The sequence below is a fragment of the Chitinophaga sp. genome, assembly GCF_017745275.1.
Lineage (GTDB): Bacteria > Bacteroidota > Bacteroidia > Chitinophagales > Chitinophagaceae > Chitinophaga.
This window is the reverse complement of record NZ_JAGHZS010000010.1, coordinates 510,313-528,838: the sequence shown is the minus strand read 5'-3', so window position 1 is coordinate 528,838 and position 18,526 is coordinate 510,313. Positions and strand designations below refer to the sequence as shown.

At 45.3% G+C, this 18,526-nt stretch carries 16 protein-coding genes; 4 read left to right on the top strand and 12 right to left on the bottom strand.

The features are described from left to right. Positions 1–15: 15 nt before the first annotated feature. The 11 genes from J7623_RS28715 to J7623_RS28665 form a co-directional block, all read right to left on the bottom strand. On the bottom strand, positions 16–1,140 hold the full coding sequence (locus J7623_RS28715) for a FecR family protein (protein ID WP_291927745.1): 1,125 nt from the start codon (positions 1,138–1,140) through the stop codon (positions 16–18). Between the two features lie 78 nt (positions 1,141–1,218). Then, positions 1,219–1,824, bottom strand: coding sequence for an RNA polymerase sigma factor (locus J7623_RS28710; protein ID WP_291927743.1), 606 nt, complete (start codon positions 1,822–1,824; stop codon positions 1,219–1,221). 302 nt (positions 1,825–2,126) lie between these two features. Beyond that, positions 2,127–2,768 (bottom strand): response regulator transcription factor, encoded by a 642-nt coding sequence (locus tag J7623_RS28705; protein ID WP_291927740.1) that lies wholly within the window; start codon positions 2,766–2,768, stop codon positions 2,127–2,129. Beyond that, the gene (locus tag J7623_RS28700) at positions 2,765–4,765 is read right to left on the bottom strand and encodes an ATP-binding protein (RefSeq protein WP_291927737.1); all 2,001 of its coding nucleotides are present in this window, start codon (positions 4,763–4,765) and stop codon (positions 2,765–2,767) included. The genes J7623_RS28705 and J7623_RS28700 overlap by 4 nt, the downstream gene beginning before the upstream one ends. A gap of 24 nt (positions 4,766–4,789) precedes the next feature. Continuing rightward, positions 4,790–6,058: a hypothetical protein gene (locus J7623_RS28695; RefSeq protein ID WP_291927735.1), complete on the bottom strand. Its 1,269-nt coding sequence runs from the start codon at positions 6,056–6,058 to the stop codon at positions 4,790–4,792. A gap of 57 nt (positions 6,059–6,115) precedes the next feature. Next, positions 6,116–6,694: a hypothetical protein gene (locus J7623_RS28690; RefSeq protein WP_291927732.1), complete on the bottom strand. Its 579-nt coding sequence runs from the start codon at positions 6,692–6,694 to the stop codon at positions 6,116–6,118. Between the two features lie 222 nt (positions 6,695–6,916). Further along, a complete protein-coding gene (locus J7623_RS28685; RefSeq protein ID WP_291927730.1) occupies positions 6,917–7,945 on the bottom strand; it encodes a hypothetical protein in 1,029 nt (342 codons plus the stop codon). Between the two features lie 2 nt (positions 7,946–7,947). After that, a complete protein-coding gene (locus tag J7623_RS28680) occupies positions 7,948–9,243 on the bottom strand; it encodes an OmpA family protein (protein ID WP_291927728.1) in 1,296 nt (431 codons plus the stop codon). Positions 9,244–9,381: 138 nt separating this feature from the next. Then, entirely contained in the window at positions 9,382–10,008 is a 627-nt protein-coding gene (locus tag J7623_RS28675; RefSeq protein ID WP_291927725.1) for a hypothetical protein, read from the bottom strand. A 15-nt stretch (positions 10,009–10,023) separates the two neighbouring features. Continuing rightward, positions 10,024–10,842: an AraC family transcriptional regulator gene (locus J7623_RS28670; RefSeq protein WP_291927723.1), complete on the bottom strand. Its 819-nt coding sequence runs from the start codon at positions 10,840–10,842 to the stop codon at positions 10,024–10,026. 102 nt (positions 10,843–10,944) lie between these two features. Further along, positions 10,945–11,448: a transposase gene (locus tag J7623_RS28665; protein ID WP_291927721.1), complete on the bottom strand. Its 504-nt coding sequence runs from the start codon at positions 11,446–11,448 to the stop codon at positions 10,945–10,947. A gap of 152 nt (positions 11,449–11,600) precedes the next feature. Here J7623_RS28665 and J7623_RS28660 point away from each other — a divergent pair, with 152 nt between their 5' ends. Next, complete coding sequence (locus J7623_RS28660; RefSeq protein WP_291927718.1) at positions 11,601–12,299, top strand: MarR family winged helix-turn-helix transcriptional regulator; 699 nt, start codon at positions 11,601–11,603, stop codon at positions 12,297–12,299. 34 nt (positions 12,300–12,333) lie between these two features. Here J7623_RS28660 and J7623_RS28655 read toward each other — a convergent pair whose 3' ends face one another. Beyond that, on the bottom strand, positions 12,334–12,927 hold the full coding sequence (locus J7623_RS28655) for a hypothetical protein (RefSeq protein WP_291927715.1): 594 nt from the start codon (positions 12,925–12,927) through the stop codon (positions 12,334–12,336). Between the two features lie 148 nt (positions 12,928–13,075). Between J7623_RS28655 and J7623_RS28650 the strand changes: the two genes are divergently transcribed. From J7623_RS28650 to J7623_RS28640, 3 genes are all read left to right on the top strand, one after another. After that, on the top strand, positions 13,076–13,351 hold the full coding sequence (locus J7623_RS28650) for a metalloregulator ArsR/SmtB family transcription factor (protein WP_291927712.1): 276 nt from the start codon (positions 13,076–13,078) through the stop codon (positions 13,349–13,351). Between the two features lie 79 nt (positions 13,352–13,430). After that, positions 13,431–14,621 carry an MFS transporter gene (locus J7623_RS28645; protein ID WP_291927708.1) on the top strand — a complete coding sequence of 397 codons (1,191 nt, stop codon included), beginning with the start codon at positions 13,431–13,433 and terminating at the stop codon, positions 14,619–14,621. 773 nt (positions 14,622–15,394) lie between these two features. Then, positions 15,395–18,520 carry a SusC/RagA family TonB-linked outer membrane protein gene (locus J7623_RS28640; RefSeq protein ID WP_291927705.1) on the top strand — a complete coding sequence of 1,042 codons (3,126 nt, stop codon included), beginning with the start codon at positions 15,395–15,397 and terminating at the stop codon, positions 18,518–18,520. Positions 18,521–18,526 lie beyond the last annotated feature (6 nt).

The window sequence follows — 18,526 nt, the reverse complement described above, 5'->3', positions numbered from 1 at the left end:
TACTTATTATGGCTGTTACTGCGCTATTACTATTTTTCTATCGTTCATTTTATACCTGATACCGGCTGCCTGCATAAAACTGAGTACTTCTTCAATGCTTTCATTACGTCCTACTATCCCTGTAAAACGCTTCTGACTAACGGGTCCTTCATAAGTTACATCTATGTCGTACCAGCGGGAGATCTGGCGCATAATTTCAGAGAGGGTAAGGCTGTTAAAAACGAAATTCCCATTCTTCCACGCCATCACTTCGTCAACGTCAGCCTGCGTAACCTTCGTATTTCCATCCAGCAGCACCGCCTGCTGACCCGGACGTAGCATCACGCTATCCTTGCGGCCAGCTACTTTCACGGCACCTTCCAACAGCGTTACTTTAAGGACGCTTTCATCCGTATATCCGTTTACGTTAAACTTTGTGCCAAGCACCTGTATTTCACCACCCGCCGCTTTTACCCGAAAGGGGGTTTGGTTTTTCTGTATTTCAAAATAGGCTTCCCCTGTTATTTCCACCTGCCTGCTATCTTTTGAAAACGCAACAGGGAAACGGATGGAGGAAACAGCATTCAGCCAGGCCACGCTTCCATCCGGTAATGTAACATGAAAGGTGGTACCTTTTGGAGTGACTATCTTATTATAAAGTACCTCTCCTCCTTTATCAGCCGAGGGATGATAAACCAGTTGTCCATTCTCTTTTTTCAATACCGTATTCCCCTGTTGTGCCACTACGCCCTTACCGGAACTATCCAGCGCAATAGCGGTACCATCAGACAATGTAAGCATCACTTTATTTTTCACAGGAGAAGGCAGGTGATACTGTGCTATTTTCTCCGGATGCTTTTCACGGGCATGATACATCCATCCCGCCACTATCGTCAATGGTAATAATATCGCAGCAGCCCTGAACCAGCGGTTAAAGAAGATAGTACGCCCCTTCTCTTTTTCCTTTACACGGACCATTACCCGGTTGTACATGACCTGCCGGCTTTCCGGGCTGGTAAGGCCGTCGGATGTCCCCGATTCCAATTGATCCTTAATCGTTGTACGCAGGTCATTATCACCTGCAGATAATTGTTTCGACAACGCTCTCTTCGAGATCCTGCCTTCCAGGTATGCTTTTATTATTTGGTGGAATCGTTGCATAATATTTATGTTATCAGTACAGTTGTAGCTGATTCAGATATAAAGACACGCGACCTGGAAAAATGTACCAGTGGAGTTTTACTTTAATGCAAGAAAAATTATAACGAAAAGAAAAGTACGCTCATCTGAGTGTTCATGGAGGTATTCGCGGATAGATTGTGTGGCCCTGGACAGGTGATTCCGGACCGTATTCCTGGATAGTCCTAATTGCAAGGCAACTTCTCCCAGCTTAATTCCATGTAGTTGATTCAATTGATAAATTACTTTTTGCTGGGGAGGCAGGTTATTAATGGCGTTAATAATAAGGCCACGGGACTCTTTCAATACATATTCGCTTTCCGGTGAGCGCAGTCCCTGCGCTTCTTCAGACAATAGCTGTCGCAGGTAATCCTTCTCCAGCCGAAGCCGGCGTAATTCATTCAAAATCCGGTTGCGTGCAATAATAAAGATATAGTCGGCGATGTTTTTAACAGTAGGTAAAGCCGCTCTTTTAAGCCATATTTTTACAAAAACGTCCTGCACTATTTCTTCAGAGAGATGAGCCGATTTTGTATACGTATATGCGACACCGTAAATTCTGTCGGCATAGTGATGAAATAGCTGCTGAAAGGCATTTTCATTTCCCTCCGCCACCAGTTGCAAAAGCTGAGCATTACTAATAGACACCGTATTTGACGAAATCATACCACGTGGAAAGTTGCCTTAAAAAAAGTGTACCAGCTAAAAATAAGGATTATTTATTTCCACAGAAATGCAGGAATACAGAACAAGAGCCAGGAGGTTAACAACAAATAATTTTTTTGCCACAACAGCACATATTTAAAAATCAATACCAGTTAGGTTTCCGGCAAAACAGGCTGTTACGGGATCACTTCAGCAACACATCGGGCGGATCAAAAAAGCATCGTAAATTGATAATATCGCGGCATAATTTTTATTGCTGCAGGGTGGAATAACAGGGAATACGATCCTGTTCCGTTATCATTTTATTCAATCAGCCCTCTTTTAATTGCTTCCTTTACCAACCCCACGGTATTTTTAACATCCAGTTTCTGGTTGATATTCATGCGGTGGGTTTCCACGGTACGCTGATTAATAAAAAGTTTATCTGCTATTTCCTGGCTGGTTAATCCATCAGCTACCAGCTTCAGTATTTCCTTTTCCCTTTTCGTTAGCGGCACATCAAAGATGGAGCGTCGCTGGCCGGTGATACTTTCCTGCAGCAGGATCTTCTTAATGGTATCATCTATATATTCCTCTCCTTCCATCACTGTATCAATAGCTTTAACGATGGTATGTTTATCGCTGTTTTTAATCAGATATCCTTTCGCACCATTGCGAAAAATCTGTTTTACATAGTTGGAATCATCAAAGCTGCTGAAGGCGATAATTTTAATGGTGGCACATTTCTTCAGGACCTGTTTACACAGGTCAATTCCATCGATGCCCGGCATCTGGATATCCATCAGTAACACATCCGGCGTGGAGGTTTCCAGGTAATTGAGCAGTGCCACGCCCGATTGGGCCGTATGCACAATTTCCAGGTGAGGGAAGGCCGCCAGCATGGTTTTCAATCCATCCAGCACCACTACGTGGTCGTCTACAACTGCTAGCTTACATTTATTCATATCGTCGCAATTTCCGTTTTTACAGTGGTCACGTCAAATTCAAGATAGGCGCAAACGCCGTTTTGTTCAGAGGTTTGTATGTCGATTCTGCCATTCAGGGCCCTGACGCGGCTCCGGAGACTTCTCAGGCCCATGCCATCGGTATGACCGTCGTCTGTGAAGCCGATGCCATTGTCTTCAATAGACACGGAGAGCAGGTTATCCTGCTCGCTCACCTGTACCATGGCCTGGGTAGCCTGGGAATGCTTGACAATGTTATTCACCAGTTCCTGCACCATTCGGTATACGGACAACTCAAAGCCATCCGTATAGCGATTGATATCTCCCCAGGAATCATAAATAATCTGCAGGGATTTACTATTGCTGACGCTATTACAATGACGCCGCAAAGCTTCATCCAGTCCATGTTGCAACAGTACTTCCGGCATCAGGTGATGCGAGGTTTTACGGATCTCCGTGGTAACTTCATTCAATAACTTCATTCCCTGCTGATAACCTTCTGTGTTGACCAGGCCGGTGGCATCCGGGACACTGCTGAAATGCATCTTGGTGGCCGCCAGCATACCGGCAACGCCATCATGCAAATCTTTCGCGATGCGGCTACGCTCTCTTTCTTCTCCCTGCATCAATGCCTGCAATAGCTGCAGTTCCTTCTGTTGCTGAATGGCTTCCAGCTTTCGCTCATGCAGCTTCCTTTTGCTGCTGCGTTGGATCACCAGCAGCGCGACAATTAACAATGCCACTATTAAAGCAGCGATGGCGAAATACATATAGTTACGATTCTGCTGAAGTTGAAAATCTTTTTGTGCCAGTTCTTTTTCTTTCTGCACCGTTTTATACTGTGTTTCCAGTTTGGCTACCATGTCTTTGTTTTCCTTACCCGACAAAATATTCTCGTACACATTGGCCTTCTCTATACAATCAAAAGCGCTTTTATAATCACCCAGGGCATATTTGGCATGGGCCAGCTTCTCATAAATATATCTCCCAAAAAAAGCCTGGTTATTAACAGATTCCAATCCCTTCACTCCCTCCGACAAAATCATATCTTCGTCTTTATAAGCTTTTTTGAGGTGATAAGCATCCGCGATATCCAGTACAGCAGACATATAACTAAACGGGTCCACTCCTTTTGAATAATACATCGTCTTTTTGCCGGCCAGCACCGCCGAATCCGCCATCCCCAGCCCCGTGTAGCAGACCGATAATAAATGATATACCCTTGCATATACCGCCGGGCTATTCAACGATTCCGACAAGGTCATAGCGCCTCTTGCATACTTCATCCCTTCGGTAAAATCCTTCCTGACTTCATACACATGCCCCACGCATACCATGGCCATTACAAGATTGGCGGTATCACCTACGCTACCGGCTACACGAATTGCTTTCTGCCCGTATTCCAATGCTTTTGGCAGCTCTTTCATATTACTATACAGCGAAGAAAGATTGGTGATCAGCAACGCATACACCGATAATACCTTCTTTTGTTGTGCCTGTTCATCATGCTCCAGCATGGCATTTTCTACGGCCTGTATTCCCTGCAGATAATAGGTAATGGTACTGTCGAATTTATCCATTTGCCGGAATGCCTGCGCTGTATTGTTATATACCGATATGATATACAATAGCTGCTTCTTTTGCTGATAATAATCCAGGGCCTTCTTATTGGCAGCTATGGCAGCAGGACAGTCATTCAAACTGCTTTTCACGTATCCGATACGCCGGTACGCCAACGCCAGTCCTTCCTCCCAATGCTGCTGTTCACAGATTATTTTTGCCTGTTCAAAAACACGTAATGCAATGGAGTCTTCCTTGTCCAGCAAGGTGGTACCGTAGCTGATCAGGCGACTTGCTTTGGCTGTATCATCCGGCATTCGTTGAATGGCGAACAAAGCGCTATCCTGTGCGTATGAAAATACGGCCACACATAAACCAGCTATCATCGCGATTATTTTCCGCGCATAGCCCTGGATATTATTGGCAAAGCAAGTCATTATATGCTGTTGTTTTTATGAATGTCATTTCGTCGGCATCCGGAAATAGCCTTCTATTTTAGCATTGCCCAGTATGTCGCCGTTTGCATTTAGTTTTGCTCCCTTTTCTATGAAAAATGAACCGCTTACATAAGGTTCCTCCGGCACAGAAAAATGATCGAATTTCAGGTACCCCGGGCTGGGAAGCTCTTCTTCCGCATCACCAATAAAATACGAACTGGTATATTGGTACTTTCCACCTTCAGTATGATAAACGAATCCTGGTAAAAAAGCGGTTAAACTGCTCCCCCACTGTAACTCCGGTTGATTTTGGTCCCACGCAACAGATACATCCATGCCGGACGTATTGCCGCCGGAAATAACAAATGGTAATGAGTCATAGATACAGGCATCTTTTGCAAACTGGATCCAGTTACCGCCGTTGATACGCAATACCACGCCTTCATTGATAACAGAGATATTGGAAATCAGCAATAATTGTCCAGGGCCCGCATTCACTGCTACTGACACGGCTGCACTGCCTCTTCCTCCATTGATCAGTTCCGGAGCAGTATAGTCTGCATATTGTGTTTGGGCGTTCAGCTTTCCTACGCCGGATAAGCGCCAGTTTTTAATTTTAGCATACTCCAGGTCATAGGGCGTTCCAATCGGTGTTTCTTTTCCTGCCGGGGCGCTTAATGGTAACAACAGGTCATCATCCGCAATGTACCGTATCGCCCGGATTTTCACAGTTTCAGTTACCTTGAGCACCGGGTTGCCTGGTATCAGTCGCATCGCTTCAAATTCGCTCCAGTCGCTAAAGTGATCCGTTTGAATCGTCGCCTTTTTTGCGGTGGTATCCAGGTGGCCCCCTCCGACAGATTTCCAGATACCGCGATCATCCTGGTACGCGATACCTTGTACCTGGGGTATTTTCTGCTCTCCTTCGCCATAAATATACGAAAAGGAAATACTTACCGGTTGCTTAAAAATTTTCCCATGCGGCGTTATCCTATAGGCGATACCGTTACCCGCCGGGTTGGTATTGGTGATAGGTTGTATTTCGATGGTAGTATCACCGGATAAGGCGCCCTGCGGGATAGTGATGGTAATTTGACCGTCAGCGGAAGTAACCGTTCCACCGTTCACGCCTATACGTTTGGAGGTAGGAGCTCCTTTGATAATTCCCTTTTCACAAACCACTCCATCTTTGGAGGGAGGTTGCGGTTTCACGGTGTCATCGTGATGAGGCCTGCAGTAAGCACCCAGGACCCAGGTAAGCATCAATAAATAATTTCTATGATGGAAGTTCATTTTTATTTTTTTAGTATCAGGGAAAGAAGATGGCAGGATGGATCCTGCCATCATGCATTAAAAGACGAGTGTAAGGCCCAGTTGTAGTGGAGAAATACCATATCCCAATTCAGCAAAAGCACCGATATGATTGGTAAAAAGATAACGTGCACCGGCATGTATTTCCGCATCTACGTTGCCACCGGAAGTAGTATAATCTTTGGTATAAGCAGCTTCCCCTTCGCTGCCTGGAAACAACTCGGTGTATTTATACGTATAACGCCTGTACACCAATCCTGCTCCTGCATATATATCCAGTTTGGGATTGGAAAGCTTCATCAGCTCATTGAAGTGATAAGATCCCCTGGCAGTAAACATCAAATAAGTGTATTTATCTTCACTGGTAAACTTTCTTTTTACATAACCTATTCCAATACCTGCACTGATGTTTTTAGCCACGCCGTATTCATAGGAAGCGACGATCGGAATGCCGCCGGTACCTACCAGTCCGTAACTGCCAAGGCCTACGCCCAGGTTCAGGTAGCTGCTACCTTTCGCGGTTGACAATAATTCTTTTTTGGGGCTTTGAGCGTTGGCATTACCGATAAAAAACACCGCAATAAAAACGCTCCACAATAGTAATTTTCTCGTTTGCATATTTGTTTGATTATTGATTACAGGCACAAAATTAGGCGGGGAAAAGGCGGGAAATATTTGTACCGTTACTGATCTTTCAATATCAGTATATTTACGGAGAGCGTAGGTTCAAAAACAAACAGCGCCAACGGCCGTTATCCGGCGTGGCGCTGTATTCTACGGCACTCAACAAATGGGATGATTATACTTGCATTATACTAACGGGTAGCCCAAACGAATATGTTATGGCAGCTGTTGCGCTGCTTCCATCTTTTTCTGCATAGTTATCATTTCTTCTACCTGTTGGCGGCTGCCGGCTGCCTGCGTTGTATTGGCAGCCATCATACCGGTTACGGCGCCCAATGCTGCCAGGCCATGCCAGATCCTTTCCTGGCAATCAGCTATCATTGCCAGCAGTGGCTGATCGGCGCCTGTCAGCGCGGCGCCGTTGCCCGTTGCTGCCACCAGTGTATCCAAACGGTACGCGCTTTGCCGGAGCAGCCATTCGTTTTCTTTCCACCACTGATACAAAGCAATATGCCTTTTCCGGAGTACCTGTTGCCGTTTATTATCTGCGGCACTTGCTATTTTCACCATCAGCGCATAGTCAGGCAGCTCTGATAACTCATCACTGTTTTCAAATACCTTCACTTTCTTTGTAGGTACATGGCTGAGTTCCGCATTCATTTGTGCATCAATAGCGAATATCTCCGGGTCGCCGGCGCGTAGGAACTGAACAGGACTCCTTTTCTCCGCTTCTCTAAAAAACAGTGGCCAGTTTACAATTCGTTCGATAGCTAAAAGCTGTTCGTGGTACTTTTTTCCCCGTGCGCTGAAAGCCGCAGCTCCCGCGCTCCACGACAATTTTCCGCTGGATAGTAACGGCCGTCCTTCCATCACCAACGCAAAAATCACCAGTTGCCCTTCTTCATCTATGCCATTGGTGGCGGCTTTATACCGCTGCATCATTTGCTGCTCCTCTATGCTGTAATTATTTAGTAAGCGCTTATTCTCACTTACCTGCTCCACATTCGATTTAAAAAGAGGGAAGAACGAGCGTAGTATTGCTTTCCGCTGTGCTTCCGAGGTAACGTTGGCTGCTTCCTGTTTGCTACCTGCTGAGACGTCTGTAATATCTATTGTGGAAGATGGAACCGGCATTACCGCAAAATAATCTTCGAACTTTGTGTCACCCAGGTGTTGAGTAAAAGCTTTTGATGATATAAAAAGGGACATCATGGCTAAAAAGGGACGATATAATTTTCTATACATAGTTATAGTTTGATAAATTCTACTCTCCTGTTTTTTGCCTTTCCTTCTTTGGTATTATTATCTGCTACCGGCTGACGCGCGCCTTTTCCATCTGTTTGCATCCGGTTTTCATCAATGCCATACTGTGCGTGCAGGGCTGTTTTCACCGCAGCGGCTCTGCGTTTCGACAGATCCAGGTTTCCCGCATCGTTGCCGTCATTATCAGTATGACCAATAATCATCACTTTAACGCCGTTGTTTTCTTTCAGGTTCCTGGCTATTTCCTGCAGTACGCCGGAGCTTTCGGGTTTTATTTTATCCGAGTTAATATCAAACAGGATACCCGTTGTGACCAGCTTTCCTTCGGTGATCAGCTTACTGCGCATGTCGGGTGTTCCTTCTGCCAGGCGGATATTGCTCACGTAATACCCCACGTCATAGCTGGAGCTGCCAGTCTGAAATTCGAACCGGTTGAAAAGGATTTTATCCGGTACTGCCTGGGGAAGATCGTATACTTTTTCTCCGTTGATCCATAACCGGAAGCGTTCTTTTTGCACCCACACCGCGAAATGAATGGGTTTTGCCAGGCACGAAGCAAACTTCGGCAGTTCTTTATTTTCTGACCTGAAGTACCCGCTGTTATTTCCTCCTGAAGTACTTTCCAGGTTGATCGTGGTATGCTCATCTGTATAGGGCTGCAGGGTAAAGCGGATGTCTGCTCTGCTGTCGAAACTGTTATTAAAGAACTGCCGGGCTTTATCATCGTTTGGCGGCACATTCATCAGCCGGATCACCAGGTCTGCATAAGAAGTATTATCCACATTCTCCGGCAAATGCAGTACTGCATCAAATTCGAGGGTAAAGTTGCCGGCACCTTTGATATAGGGAGATACAAAATGGCCGTCTTTCATCAGGCGTAGCCATTGCCCGGGCTGCTCCCGGATGGTAACAGTTTGCCCCTGGTTGTTGGTGCTCCATTTAAGCGGAAATTCTCCCACTACATCCTGGGAAAAATCTTCGGCGTACACCATCGTTTCTCCGGGAATAAAATCGTAGTGGGAGTAGCTTTCGAAGCCAGCGTCCTTCTTTTGAGAGGGTCTGGCTTCTACAGCTGTTTCTTTTTTGTCTGTTTTCTTTTTAGCAGCAGTTCCTTCTTTTTTCACTTCATCTTCTGCTTTATCGATCGCCTTATCCATACCTTCCTCGGTACGTTGCATCGCTCTGTCCTTCACTTTTTGTCCGAACCTGTTCAGGATATCCTGCTGGCACATGCCTGCCAATGGGGAGAAAAACAACAGTGTTACTAAAAACTTTTTCATACGGTTCTGATTTGCTGCAAAACTAGCAGCAGGCGGACCCGGTTTTCTAAGTATAGATACTGAGTTTTAAAAACTAGTAGGGATAACAGGAGAAATATTATGCGCCGGGGTGAAGGGGTTAAATGGTTGCATGATACTTTATTTGGCAGTTTTTGAAATGTAGTAGGCCATCTGGAAATAGGCAGCAGACCAGATGCTGTTGGCGAGGAACTGGATAATTACACCAGGTACAGGAATGAGGGCAAATCCTAATAATGCCATCCAGCCGGTATAAGCGGGCAATAGTTTGCTTTTTTGTACGGCTACGGCCATACAAAACAAACCGATCATAGTGCAGGCCAGCGATATGGCGAAGAAAAATCCCAGGGCGCCATTCATGACGGCAAAAGGAATAGCCTCCCTTACGCCCTCCTGGTAGAGGTGTCCGACAGCGGGGAACAAAAAGTAGCAAATGGCAAAAACGCCGATACCGAGCAACTGGTGCGTAAGGGTAAATAAAAAGCCGGCGAAGGCCCATTTCTCTGCTTTGGACTTTTGAAGGTATAGGTACAGTCCTACTGTTCCTATCATTTCGAGTGCAACCCCCAGGAAGCCTCGTCCGGCCCACCATAGATACTCCGTGGAAGTAGTGAGACTGGCAAACTTTTCCGGTTCCAGGTCCGCTTTAAAAATTACGTTCTCCTGGTCGATCAGGAGATCACCGAAGGCAAAAATAAGCCCCCCTATCCCTAAACAGCATAGGGATGCTACGATTCTTTTTTTCATATGTGTGTTATTGTATTACGCTATAGGAAGATACCAGTGAATAAACAGGTTATTGGGGTTGGAAGGATCCGGCATGGTGTCGAATTTAAAGTAAGAAACGCCGTGCCGGTGTTGTATAGCGGCCTGTTGTGCCAACGAGGTATTAACTTCAGTACTTACGGCTTCGTAGTCCTGTACTTTACTGCAAAAATTGAATTTGATATATTTTCCCTCCAGGACTTTTGCCTGGAGAAAGGGATCTGCCGGCAACTCAAAACCTTTGGGAACAATGGCGGCGTCATACCTGCATGCTCTGTCTCCGGTGAGATGCGGGCATTCATGTAAAATAGCGTAGTGATCAAAGTCTTGCGGCGTTTTATCAATTGCCTGGATATAATCGGCTACTTCCTGCCATATGGCATATATATCTTCCGAAAAATAATTTCCGCGGGAAGCAAACACCCTGGCTGTTTGCGGGCTCTCTTTACTGATTACACCATTGGTGGAAATATACCGGGATGCCTGCAGGGGAACCGCCTGCTGGCATTTCAGCGACTTCCGGTACTGGAGAGGTGACACCTGGTATACTTTCTTAAATGCCCGTCCAAAGGCACTGTTGTCCTCAAAGCCTACCAAATCTTTTATTTCATCCAAAGGCAACCTGGTTAATGCCAGGAAATAGGCAGCAGTATGTAATCGCTGGTTTTGTATATACTTCCCCAGGCTGGTGCCCAATTCCGCGCTTAGCTTTCTGTGCAGGTGAAAAGGGGAATACCCGGTCACTTCTGCCAACAGCTCTAACGTAATTTTACTATCCAGGTGATTATTGATGTATACAAGCACTTCGCTGGTCATTATTCGTTTCTTTTACGCTACAAATGTAATAAGCGGGTGTGAAACGAAATGTGCAGTTCTTGCGGTAGCGTTGAAATGGACAGTGCGGAACGTTGGCAATAACTAATGCCGCAAATTAAACACCCTGATACATAATGGGATCAACCCTATAGATACCGCCATAAAAATAGCGACCCGGATATAGTTGAGCATTTGCCAGCGGGCCGTTTTATCTGCCAGCCCGGCTATCACTTCATTGGAGATGGCTATCTTCTGAAAATTGATGATGTTAGGCGCAAAATACGCCAGGGTCCATACTCTTACGGCAAAGTGAATAGCGAATAAGATGAGCAGCCAATTCCTGGCCATATCTATTTTCCAGCAAAAAACAATGGCCAGCAAAAACGTTACCTCATGTATAGAATGAAAAACGATCCAGAAGTTTTTAAGACTGGCGCCATGGCCATCCAGTAATAATTTGAAATTCGCTGGCGGCGCATCCGTCCACCTGGGAACAAATACCAGCGTTTCAAATATCTGTGCACCATTCATTAAAAAGTAAATCAACGTGGTGATATACAACCAAAGCTCCGCCCTGTTGAGATAACTGGTAGTAATAGTATTCATGTCAGTGTTTTTAGCAGATATGTATTTATATCGTTTTCGTCTTATTAATAATTAAAAAACATCTATTTCGATACAAATATAGGGCAAAAGTATTCCCAAACAAACCATTTCAACTGTTTAACACTATATTTACATCGAATTCGATATAAATCATGAGTGAACTGGTAAAACTTATTAGCGCCTGGGAGGAATACGCGCAAAAGAATACAACTACATCTGCCCTGGAATTTTGTATGTATTTTTTGGCGAAAGAAAGTAACAGCCAGTTGTTCAGCGGGCTGACACCGCCCGACCTGAATACGGTATTTGCAAAGCTGGTAGGGCGACTGGCGGCGATGCAAACCGCTTATTCCAAAATGGCATTACAGGAAATTCCGGGGTTTGAGCTGGATTGGTTTTATTATTTAAATGCGATCCTTCATTTTAAAGAGGTAAGGAAAACTCAGATTATCCAATATAACTTCACGGAGCAAACCACCGGCATCGACATTTTAAACAAGCTGAAAAAACTGGGATATATTGCGGAGAGAAGCGATCCGGATGACAAGCGGGCCAAGCTTGTACGCCTAACTGCGGCAGGTGAAAAAATCCTGTACAAAGTATATCCGCTGCTGGATAAATCCACCCAGTTGATGTATAGTAATATTGATAACACGGATAAACAGGTAATCATTAATTTACTCAAAGACACAGAACGTCAGCACCAGTTGCTGTTTTCCAACTCCCGTAACAAATCGCTGGATGATTTGCTGGTAGAGGTATTGGGAGAAGAAAAGATAGCGCAGATGGAACGGGAACAGAAAAAAAGAGCCGCTGATTTTCAGGCGGCCAAACGTCATCACAAAAAGTAAGAAACAGGGCATGTAATGGCTGCTCTTATCAATATCATTTTTCCTGTAGTATTTTATTTCCTTTCCCAATCATCATTGTGCCGTAAAGGGATGTGGCGATGGCACAACCGATGCTAACAACGGGAGTAGTCACCGCGGTAGCATATCCTTTGCTGAGTAGTACAAACCCGGCTATTGCCACGAGGCAAACGAATACGCCCATATAATAATCGAACTTCCGGTTAAACACTTTGGCCAGCGGGAAAAAGTGCAGGCCTACAATTAATGCGACGCCGGGAAGGAACCAGTCATCGCATCCGATATTCACCAATACATTTTTCAATATCAATATCCCTGCACCTTCGGCGATAAAAATATAGATAAATCTTTTGCTCTTTTTCTGATCTTCAGTGGCTACGGCTTCCGCGGCGGGCAGTTGCTTTGTCGCCTTCTGAAACCTGGCATAAAAGGTTAGAAACGCTATTACAATCCCTGCAAATAAAACACCGATGAGCCAGTAGTCCCGGCCATGCAAAGCTATTTCACCGACGGTTGTCCATCCCAGTGTGTTGAGGATCATGAATGATAGTCCGGCTAAAACGCTTTGGAGCTGTTCTTTTGTAGGGTTGACTGTTGTTGAATATTCCATAGTAAAGGGAGTCTTACAATAATTATCAAGCTGTAAACATAGCAAAAAAAACCACTTCCTCAACCGTCACAAAATTATCATAGAAATATTTATATCTTTCTATATAATTTTTTACTACCTTTACACCGGAATAAATTTGTTGTTGCAAATGGACAATAAAAAATTTGAGAAAATATCCCGTGCACTGAGTGATGCCAGCAGGATTACGATCTTGCAGGAAGTCCGTAAGAAGCAGGAATGTATGTATTGTGCAGAGATCACCGATATGTTGGACCTGACCCAGCCCTCCGTTTCCCACCACCTGAAGCAATTGGTAGACGCCGATTTGCTGATATCAGAAAAAGAAGGAAGGAATATTAAGTACCTGTTGAACCAGGACGTCCTTGCTGCGTATATTGATCGCCTGAATGAGTTAAGGAAATAAATTTTTTATAGAGAAGATTACCTGTTTGTTGTTGTCTTAATTATATCGAATCATTTAAATATTCAAATCAATTTAACTAATGAAAAAGTCAATATACGCAATGGCGCTGGGAGCCTTTGGCATTATTACCACCGAATTTGGCGTTATAGGTGTACTCCCTAATCTTGCCCAGGTGTTTGATGTTTCCCTGGAAACGGCAGGATGGCTACTGAGTGCCTTTGCGCTGACGGTAGCCGTATCTTCTCCATTTATCACGGCGCTGACCCGCAACATCAACCGGAAGCTGTTGATGAGTTCTGTGCTGGGTATTTTTGTGCTATCCAACCTGCTTTCAGCCTTCTCTCCTAACTTCACGGTACTGATGATTGCCCGTGTTTTGCCGGCTTTCCTGCATCCGTTGTTCTGGAACATATCGTTGGCTGCTGCCTTCAAGGAATCGGGCAGCAAAGCGGTATCGGTGGTAATGTCGGGAGTGAGCATTGCTACGGTAATGGGCGTACCGATGACGACCTACGCTGCTGAATTTTTCAACAATTGGCAGGCATCCTTTTTCCTGGCCAGCTTCATCAGCCTGATCGCATTTACCGGCATGCTGTTGTATGTGCCTTCAATGCCGGCCGCTAAAAAAGCAGCAGGGAACAGTCAACTGTATGTACTGAAAAATCCGCAGCTGTGGCTTAATCTTACCTCCACTATCCTGATGCTGGCGGGTATGTTTTCCAGCTATGGCTACCTCGCAGCCTATCTGGAAAAGGTGACGCACATGAATGGCGCGCAAATCAGTGCTATGTTGCTCTTATTTGGCGGTATGGGTGTATTGGGTAACTGGATCATTGGTATCACTATCAGTAAAAACGTGATGCTGGTGACCCGCATATTTTTTACTTCACTGATACTCATCCAGGTGCTCGCTTACTTCTTTGGTGGCATCTTTACGCCGATGGTGATCGTTCTTTCTATCTGGGGCGCCATCCATACCGGTGGATTTTTAATCGGTAATATCCGCAGCACGCGTTCCGTACCACATCATGCATTGGAATTTGTGAACAGCCTGCTCACCTCCTGCTATAATATCGGGATATCACTGGGTACCATGCTGGGCGGTATTATTATCGCCAACTATGGCGTACATAATGTGGTGTGGATGAGTATAGGATTGCTGGCAGCCAACCTGGCACTGAGCTTTGTGACCTTCGAGCAAAAACAGCCGGCCACCGTAGAAGTGCCGGTAACGGAAGAAGAACTCGCCGCCCGCATGATGCATGCTTAAAACAATCATTGGTCAGTTGCGCTATCTTAAAGAAAGAAGTACTGGCTGATCATGCCCTATAAACTACAAAGCTTGATACATCTTTCAGAAAGATGTATCAAGCTTTCTTCATTTTATTAATGCTAACTGCAAGCTGGCTTCTGTTTCAACTTCCGAATCATTTTATTCGCAAGTTCCCTGTTTTCAGGAAGCAACACTTTCCCGGAGAGCTCGTCTAAATACTTATCCATCCTGACTTTCACGCCCAATGCAGACGTTCCGTTTAATACTTTCTTTGCTTTCATAATGATATGTTGATAGATGCACAATCATTCCATGATACTGTTTAATCCTTTATAGTCTCCTTGTATAACGGGGATTCAAATATAAATTAAGCAATTGCTGGTATTATTTTACCTGCAGACCAAAAATTGTCACGGGCAATATTATTTATTATATAACTTCCTGTTATTGCCCGGTAAAAACAAGTTTATGTTGCAGCCTACAAATTCCATTTCCACGCGGGCGCCGTTATGTGTCATTGAAAAACGTGCCGACAGCTGTAGTCAACAGGCGCTCTATTATAAGCAAGCAAACCGATTTTTTAACTTATAAACTGTAGTACTTTTTTTTATCACTGATAATGCAAACGATTGCATAAAATATTCCACCAAACATCGATTCACGTTAAAAACCACATTATGAAAAAGGACCACGAATGAAGAAAATTCAGGTAGTTCCTACTGCCTAAAACTACTTTATCCCATCACAGCTAACAACCAAAAAATCGTTTTATGAGAGTAACAGGGAAATTAACTATTGTGATCATTCTCACGCTCTGTACTGCATTTATTCAATCTTACGCACAGAACAACACCGGCAGCGTAAGCGGTACTGTGGCGGATCAGGGAGGATCTCCACTGCCCGGCGCCACCATTGAAGCATCCGTCAACGGTAAACGCGTAAATATTGCCATCTCCGATAGTATCGGGAAATTTGTGTTCAAAAATTTACCGGCCGGCAGCTATTCTTTTAACGTGCGTATGATTGGATACGACACCAAATCCTTTGCCGGATATAAAATAGTTCCGGGACATAATACAACGCTATCGTTTGCAGTAACCTCTACTGTAAGTGAACTGAGCAGCGTTGTCGTGATCGGATACGGTACCCGAAAAAGACAGGACGTCACCGGCGCTGTAACCAAAGCCGACCTCCAACTACAAAAACAATCGCCTAACGCCAACGTGATGTCGTCTTTACGGGGCACTGTTCCCGGGCTCACCGTAGGACAGGTAACCAAAGCCGGCACCGACCCTACCCTCATGGTACGTGGCAGAAACTCTATATCCGGTACCACTTCCCCGCTGATTGTAGTAGATGGTTTGATCTACCGGGGATCTCTCACCTCCATCAACCCGGCCGACATTGCCAGCATCGACCTGCTGAAAGACGCCAGCGCAGCGGCTGTATACGGCTCCCAGGCATCTAATGGCGTGGTACTGGTGACCACCAAAAGCGGATCCGGAGGCGTCGACAAACTCACCGTTGATTACAGTGGCGCCTATTCCATACAGGAGATGACCCGGAAAGATATGAAACCCGCTACCGGCGCTCAATACATTGAAAAGCTGGGCGACTGGTACCTCTCTGAAAGCCGGGACCCCAACGATATGACCAAAATGAATCCTAACTGGGACCCCACTACGAAAATGCCAGGCATTGAAGGCGATAACTACAAAGCCGGCTATGAAGCTAACTGGTGGGACCTGATGACCAACAAAACCCCAAGGATACAGAACCATAATATTGGCCTCAGCGGTCGCTCCAAAAAAATCCGCTTCTACCTCGGCTATGGCTACTTTGATCAGATCAACCTGATTAAAAATGATAACTACCGCAGGAACAGCGTTAGAATCAACGTGGAAGCCAAACCTGCCGACTGGATCACCGTAGGCGCCCAGACAGGACTTTCCATCAACGACTACAGCGGCGTTTCTCCTACGTTTTCCGACATCATGCAGTTGAAACCATACAACCTGCCCTTTGATCCCAAAACAGGCAAAATGCTGGAGTTCTACGCGCAAACCACTACACCTACGGCATTGGAAGTATTGAAAAGATCAAGGGACTTTGATCGTAACCTGAATATTTTAGGCAACTTCTTCGTAAGTGTAGATATTCCATATATCAAAGGGTTGAACTACCGCGTTAACTTCGGCAACAACTATATCTACAAAAACCGCTTTAATTACAATGCACCTAACCAGGAAGCCACCGCCTATAAAACTTATATGACGGATTACTTCCTCACGCTGGATAATATCCTGACGTACAAAAGAGATTTTGGAAAGCATGGTGTGGACCTCACCTTGCTATATGGTGCGGAAAAAAATATTCATGATGGCAGCAGAACTACCGCCGGTGGTATTACCAACGGCTCTTTATCATACAACCGCCTCGATGTGGGAGATCCCTCACGGCTTGTTGCGTCCAATGACCTGGACATTCTCCCGTGGCAGGAACAGGCGCTATACCAGATGGCCAGGCTTTCCTATTCTTTCGACAAAAAATATATTATCACGGGTACAGTGAGAAGAGATGGATTCTCCGGTTTCTCTGCGCTCAACAAATGGGCCACCTTCCCTTCTGTGGCTTTTGCATGGCGCATGAAAGAAGAAAAATTCCTGAAGCCTGTCAGCTTCCTCGATGACCTGAAACTGAGATTGTCTTACGGATCTACCGGTAACAGAACCGTAGGCCGTTATCAAACGCTTGCCCAGATGAACGTTGGTTTAGCAAACGGTTACCTCTATGGCAGCTCCGGTGGTGCGCAACTGGGCACTTACCTGAACCAGTTACCTAATACCGGCCTGCGTTGGGAAACAACTCATTCCTTTAACACCGGTGTCGACTTCTCCTTTTTCAACAACCGCCTCTTTGGTTCACTGGACCTGTATTTCTCTAATTCAGAAAACCTGCTGAACTCCCGGGCCACGCCTACTATCACCGGCTTCAACAGCTTCCTGATCAATATCGGGAAAATCCAGAACAGGGGACAGGAGTTGAACATCACGGGCGTACCGGTTAGCAACAAAAACTTCAAATGGGAAGTCACGGCTAACTTCTTCCGCAACCGGAACAAAGTACTGGATATTGACGGTACTAAAAATGACCTGATGAATGGAGCTGACCCCATTTTAAGTTACTTCATCGGTCAACCTTATGGCGTGGTATACGACTACAAAATTACGGGCATGTATCAACTGGGAGAACAAATCCCTGCCAGTCTTGCTGCACAAGGTTTTAAAGCCGGTCAATACAAAATTGACGACAAAAACGGTGACGGACAAATTACTCCGGCAGATAAACAAATACTCGGTAAACTGGATCCCTCCTACAGCCTGGGTATTTCCAACAGCTTCCAGTACAAAGCATTCCAGTTGAAATTCTTTATCAATACTATCCAGGGGGGTAAAAACAGCTATATGGGTGCGCCAGGTATTATGCTGCTCAATCCGGATAACATCAGGAACAACAATGGTTTTGTATACGACTACTGGACGCCTAACAATCCAAACGCCCGCTACAGAAGCGTTGCCGCTTACGTAGCCACGTTGGGTGAAAACTTTGGCCCTTATGTATCCCGGAGCTTTATCCGTTTGCAGGACATCACCCTTACCTATATGCTGCCAGAAGGAGTATTGAGCCGCTTAAAAGTAGTAAAGGCAGCCAGTGTATACGTGAATGCACAAAACCTGCTGACTATCACCAAATGGGATGGATGGGATCCTGAATCCAATCCACCTTCAGACCAGCGGTCGTCATTGGGCCTGAGAATGCCGGGCGGTCTCGGACTTGACCAGAACGGCTATCCCGTGATGAAAAACTTTTCACTGGGCGTAAACGTGACCTTTTAATGCTTC

What these genes read in the sequence shown, in the direction of transcription:
- J7623_RS28715 (WP_291927745.1), bottom strand. Translation starts at nt 1,140, where the DNA reads ATGCAACGATTCCACCAAATAATAAAAGCATACCTGGAAGGCAGGATC.
- J7623_RS28710 (WP_291927743.1), bottom strand. Translation starts at nt 1,824, where the DNA reads ATGATTTCGTCAAATACGGTGTCTATTAGTAATGCTCAGCTTTTGCAA.
- J7623_RS28705 (WP_291927740.1), bottom strand. Translation starts at nt 2,768, where the DNA reads ATGAATAAATGTAAGCTAGCAGTTGTAGACGACCACGTAGTGGTGCTG.
- J7623_RS28700 (WP_291927737.1), bottom strand. Translation starts at nt 4,765, where the DNA reads ATGACTTGCTTTGCCAATAATATCCAGGGCTATGCGCGGAAAATAATC.
- J7623_RS28695 (WP_291927735.1), bottom strand. Translation starts at nt 6,058, where the DNA reads ATGAACTTCCATCATAGAAATTATTTATTGATGCTTACCTGGGTCCTG.
- J7623_RS28690 (WP_291927732.1), bottom strand. Translation starts at nt 6,694, where the DNA reads ATGCAAACGAGAAAATTACTATTGTGGAGCGTTTTTATTGCGGTGTTT.
- J7623_RS28685 (WP_291927730.1), bottom strand. Translation starts at nt 7,945, where the DNA reads ATGTATAGAAAATTATATCGTCCCTTTTTAGCCATGATGTCCCTTTTT.
- J7623_RS28680 (WP_291927728.1), bottom strand. Translation starts at nt 9,243, where the DNA reads ATGAAAAAGTTTTTAGTAACACTGTTGTTTTTCTCCCCATTGGCAGGC.
- J7623_RS28675 (WP_291927725.1), bottom strand. Translation starts at nt 10,008, where the DNA reads ATGAAAAAAAGAATCGTAGCATCCCTATGCTGTTTAGGGATAGGGGGG.
- J7623_RS28670 (WP_291927723.1), bottom strand. Translation starts at nt 10,842, where the DNA reads ATGACCAGCGAAGTGCTTGTATACATCAATAATCACCTGGATAGTAAA.
- J7623_RS28665 (WP_291927721.1), bottom strand. Translation starts at nt 11,448, where the DNA reads ATGAATACTATTACTACCAGTTATCTCAACAGGGCGGAGCTTTGGTTG.
- J7623_RS28660 (WP_291927718.1), top strand. Translation starts at nt 11,601, where the DNA reads ATGAGTGAACTGGTAAAACTTATTAGCGCCTGGGAGGAATACGCGCAA.
- J7623_RS28655 (WP_291927715.1), bottom strand. Translation starts at nt 12,927, where the DNA reads ATGGAATATTCAACAACAGTCAACCCTACAAAAGAACAGCTCCAAAGC.
- J7623_RS28650 (WP_291927712.1), top strand. Translation starts at nt 13,076, where the DNA reads ATGGACAATAAAAAATTTGAGAAAATATCCCGTGCACTGAGTGATGCC.
- J7623_RS28645 (WP_291927708.1), top strand. Translation starts at nt 13,431, where the DNA reads ATGAAAAAGTCAATATACGCAATGGCGCTGGGAGCCTTTGGCATTATT.
- J7623_RS28640 (WP_291927705.1), top strand. Translation starts at nt 15,395, where the DNA reads ATGAGAGTAACAGGGAAATTAACTATTGTGATCATTCTCACGCTCTGT.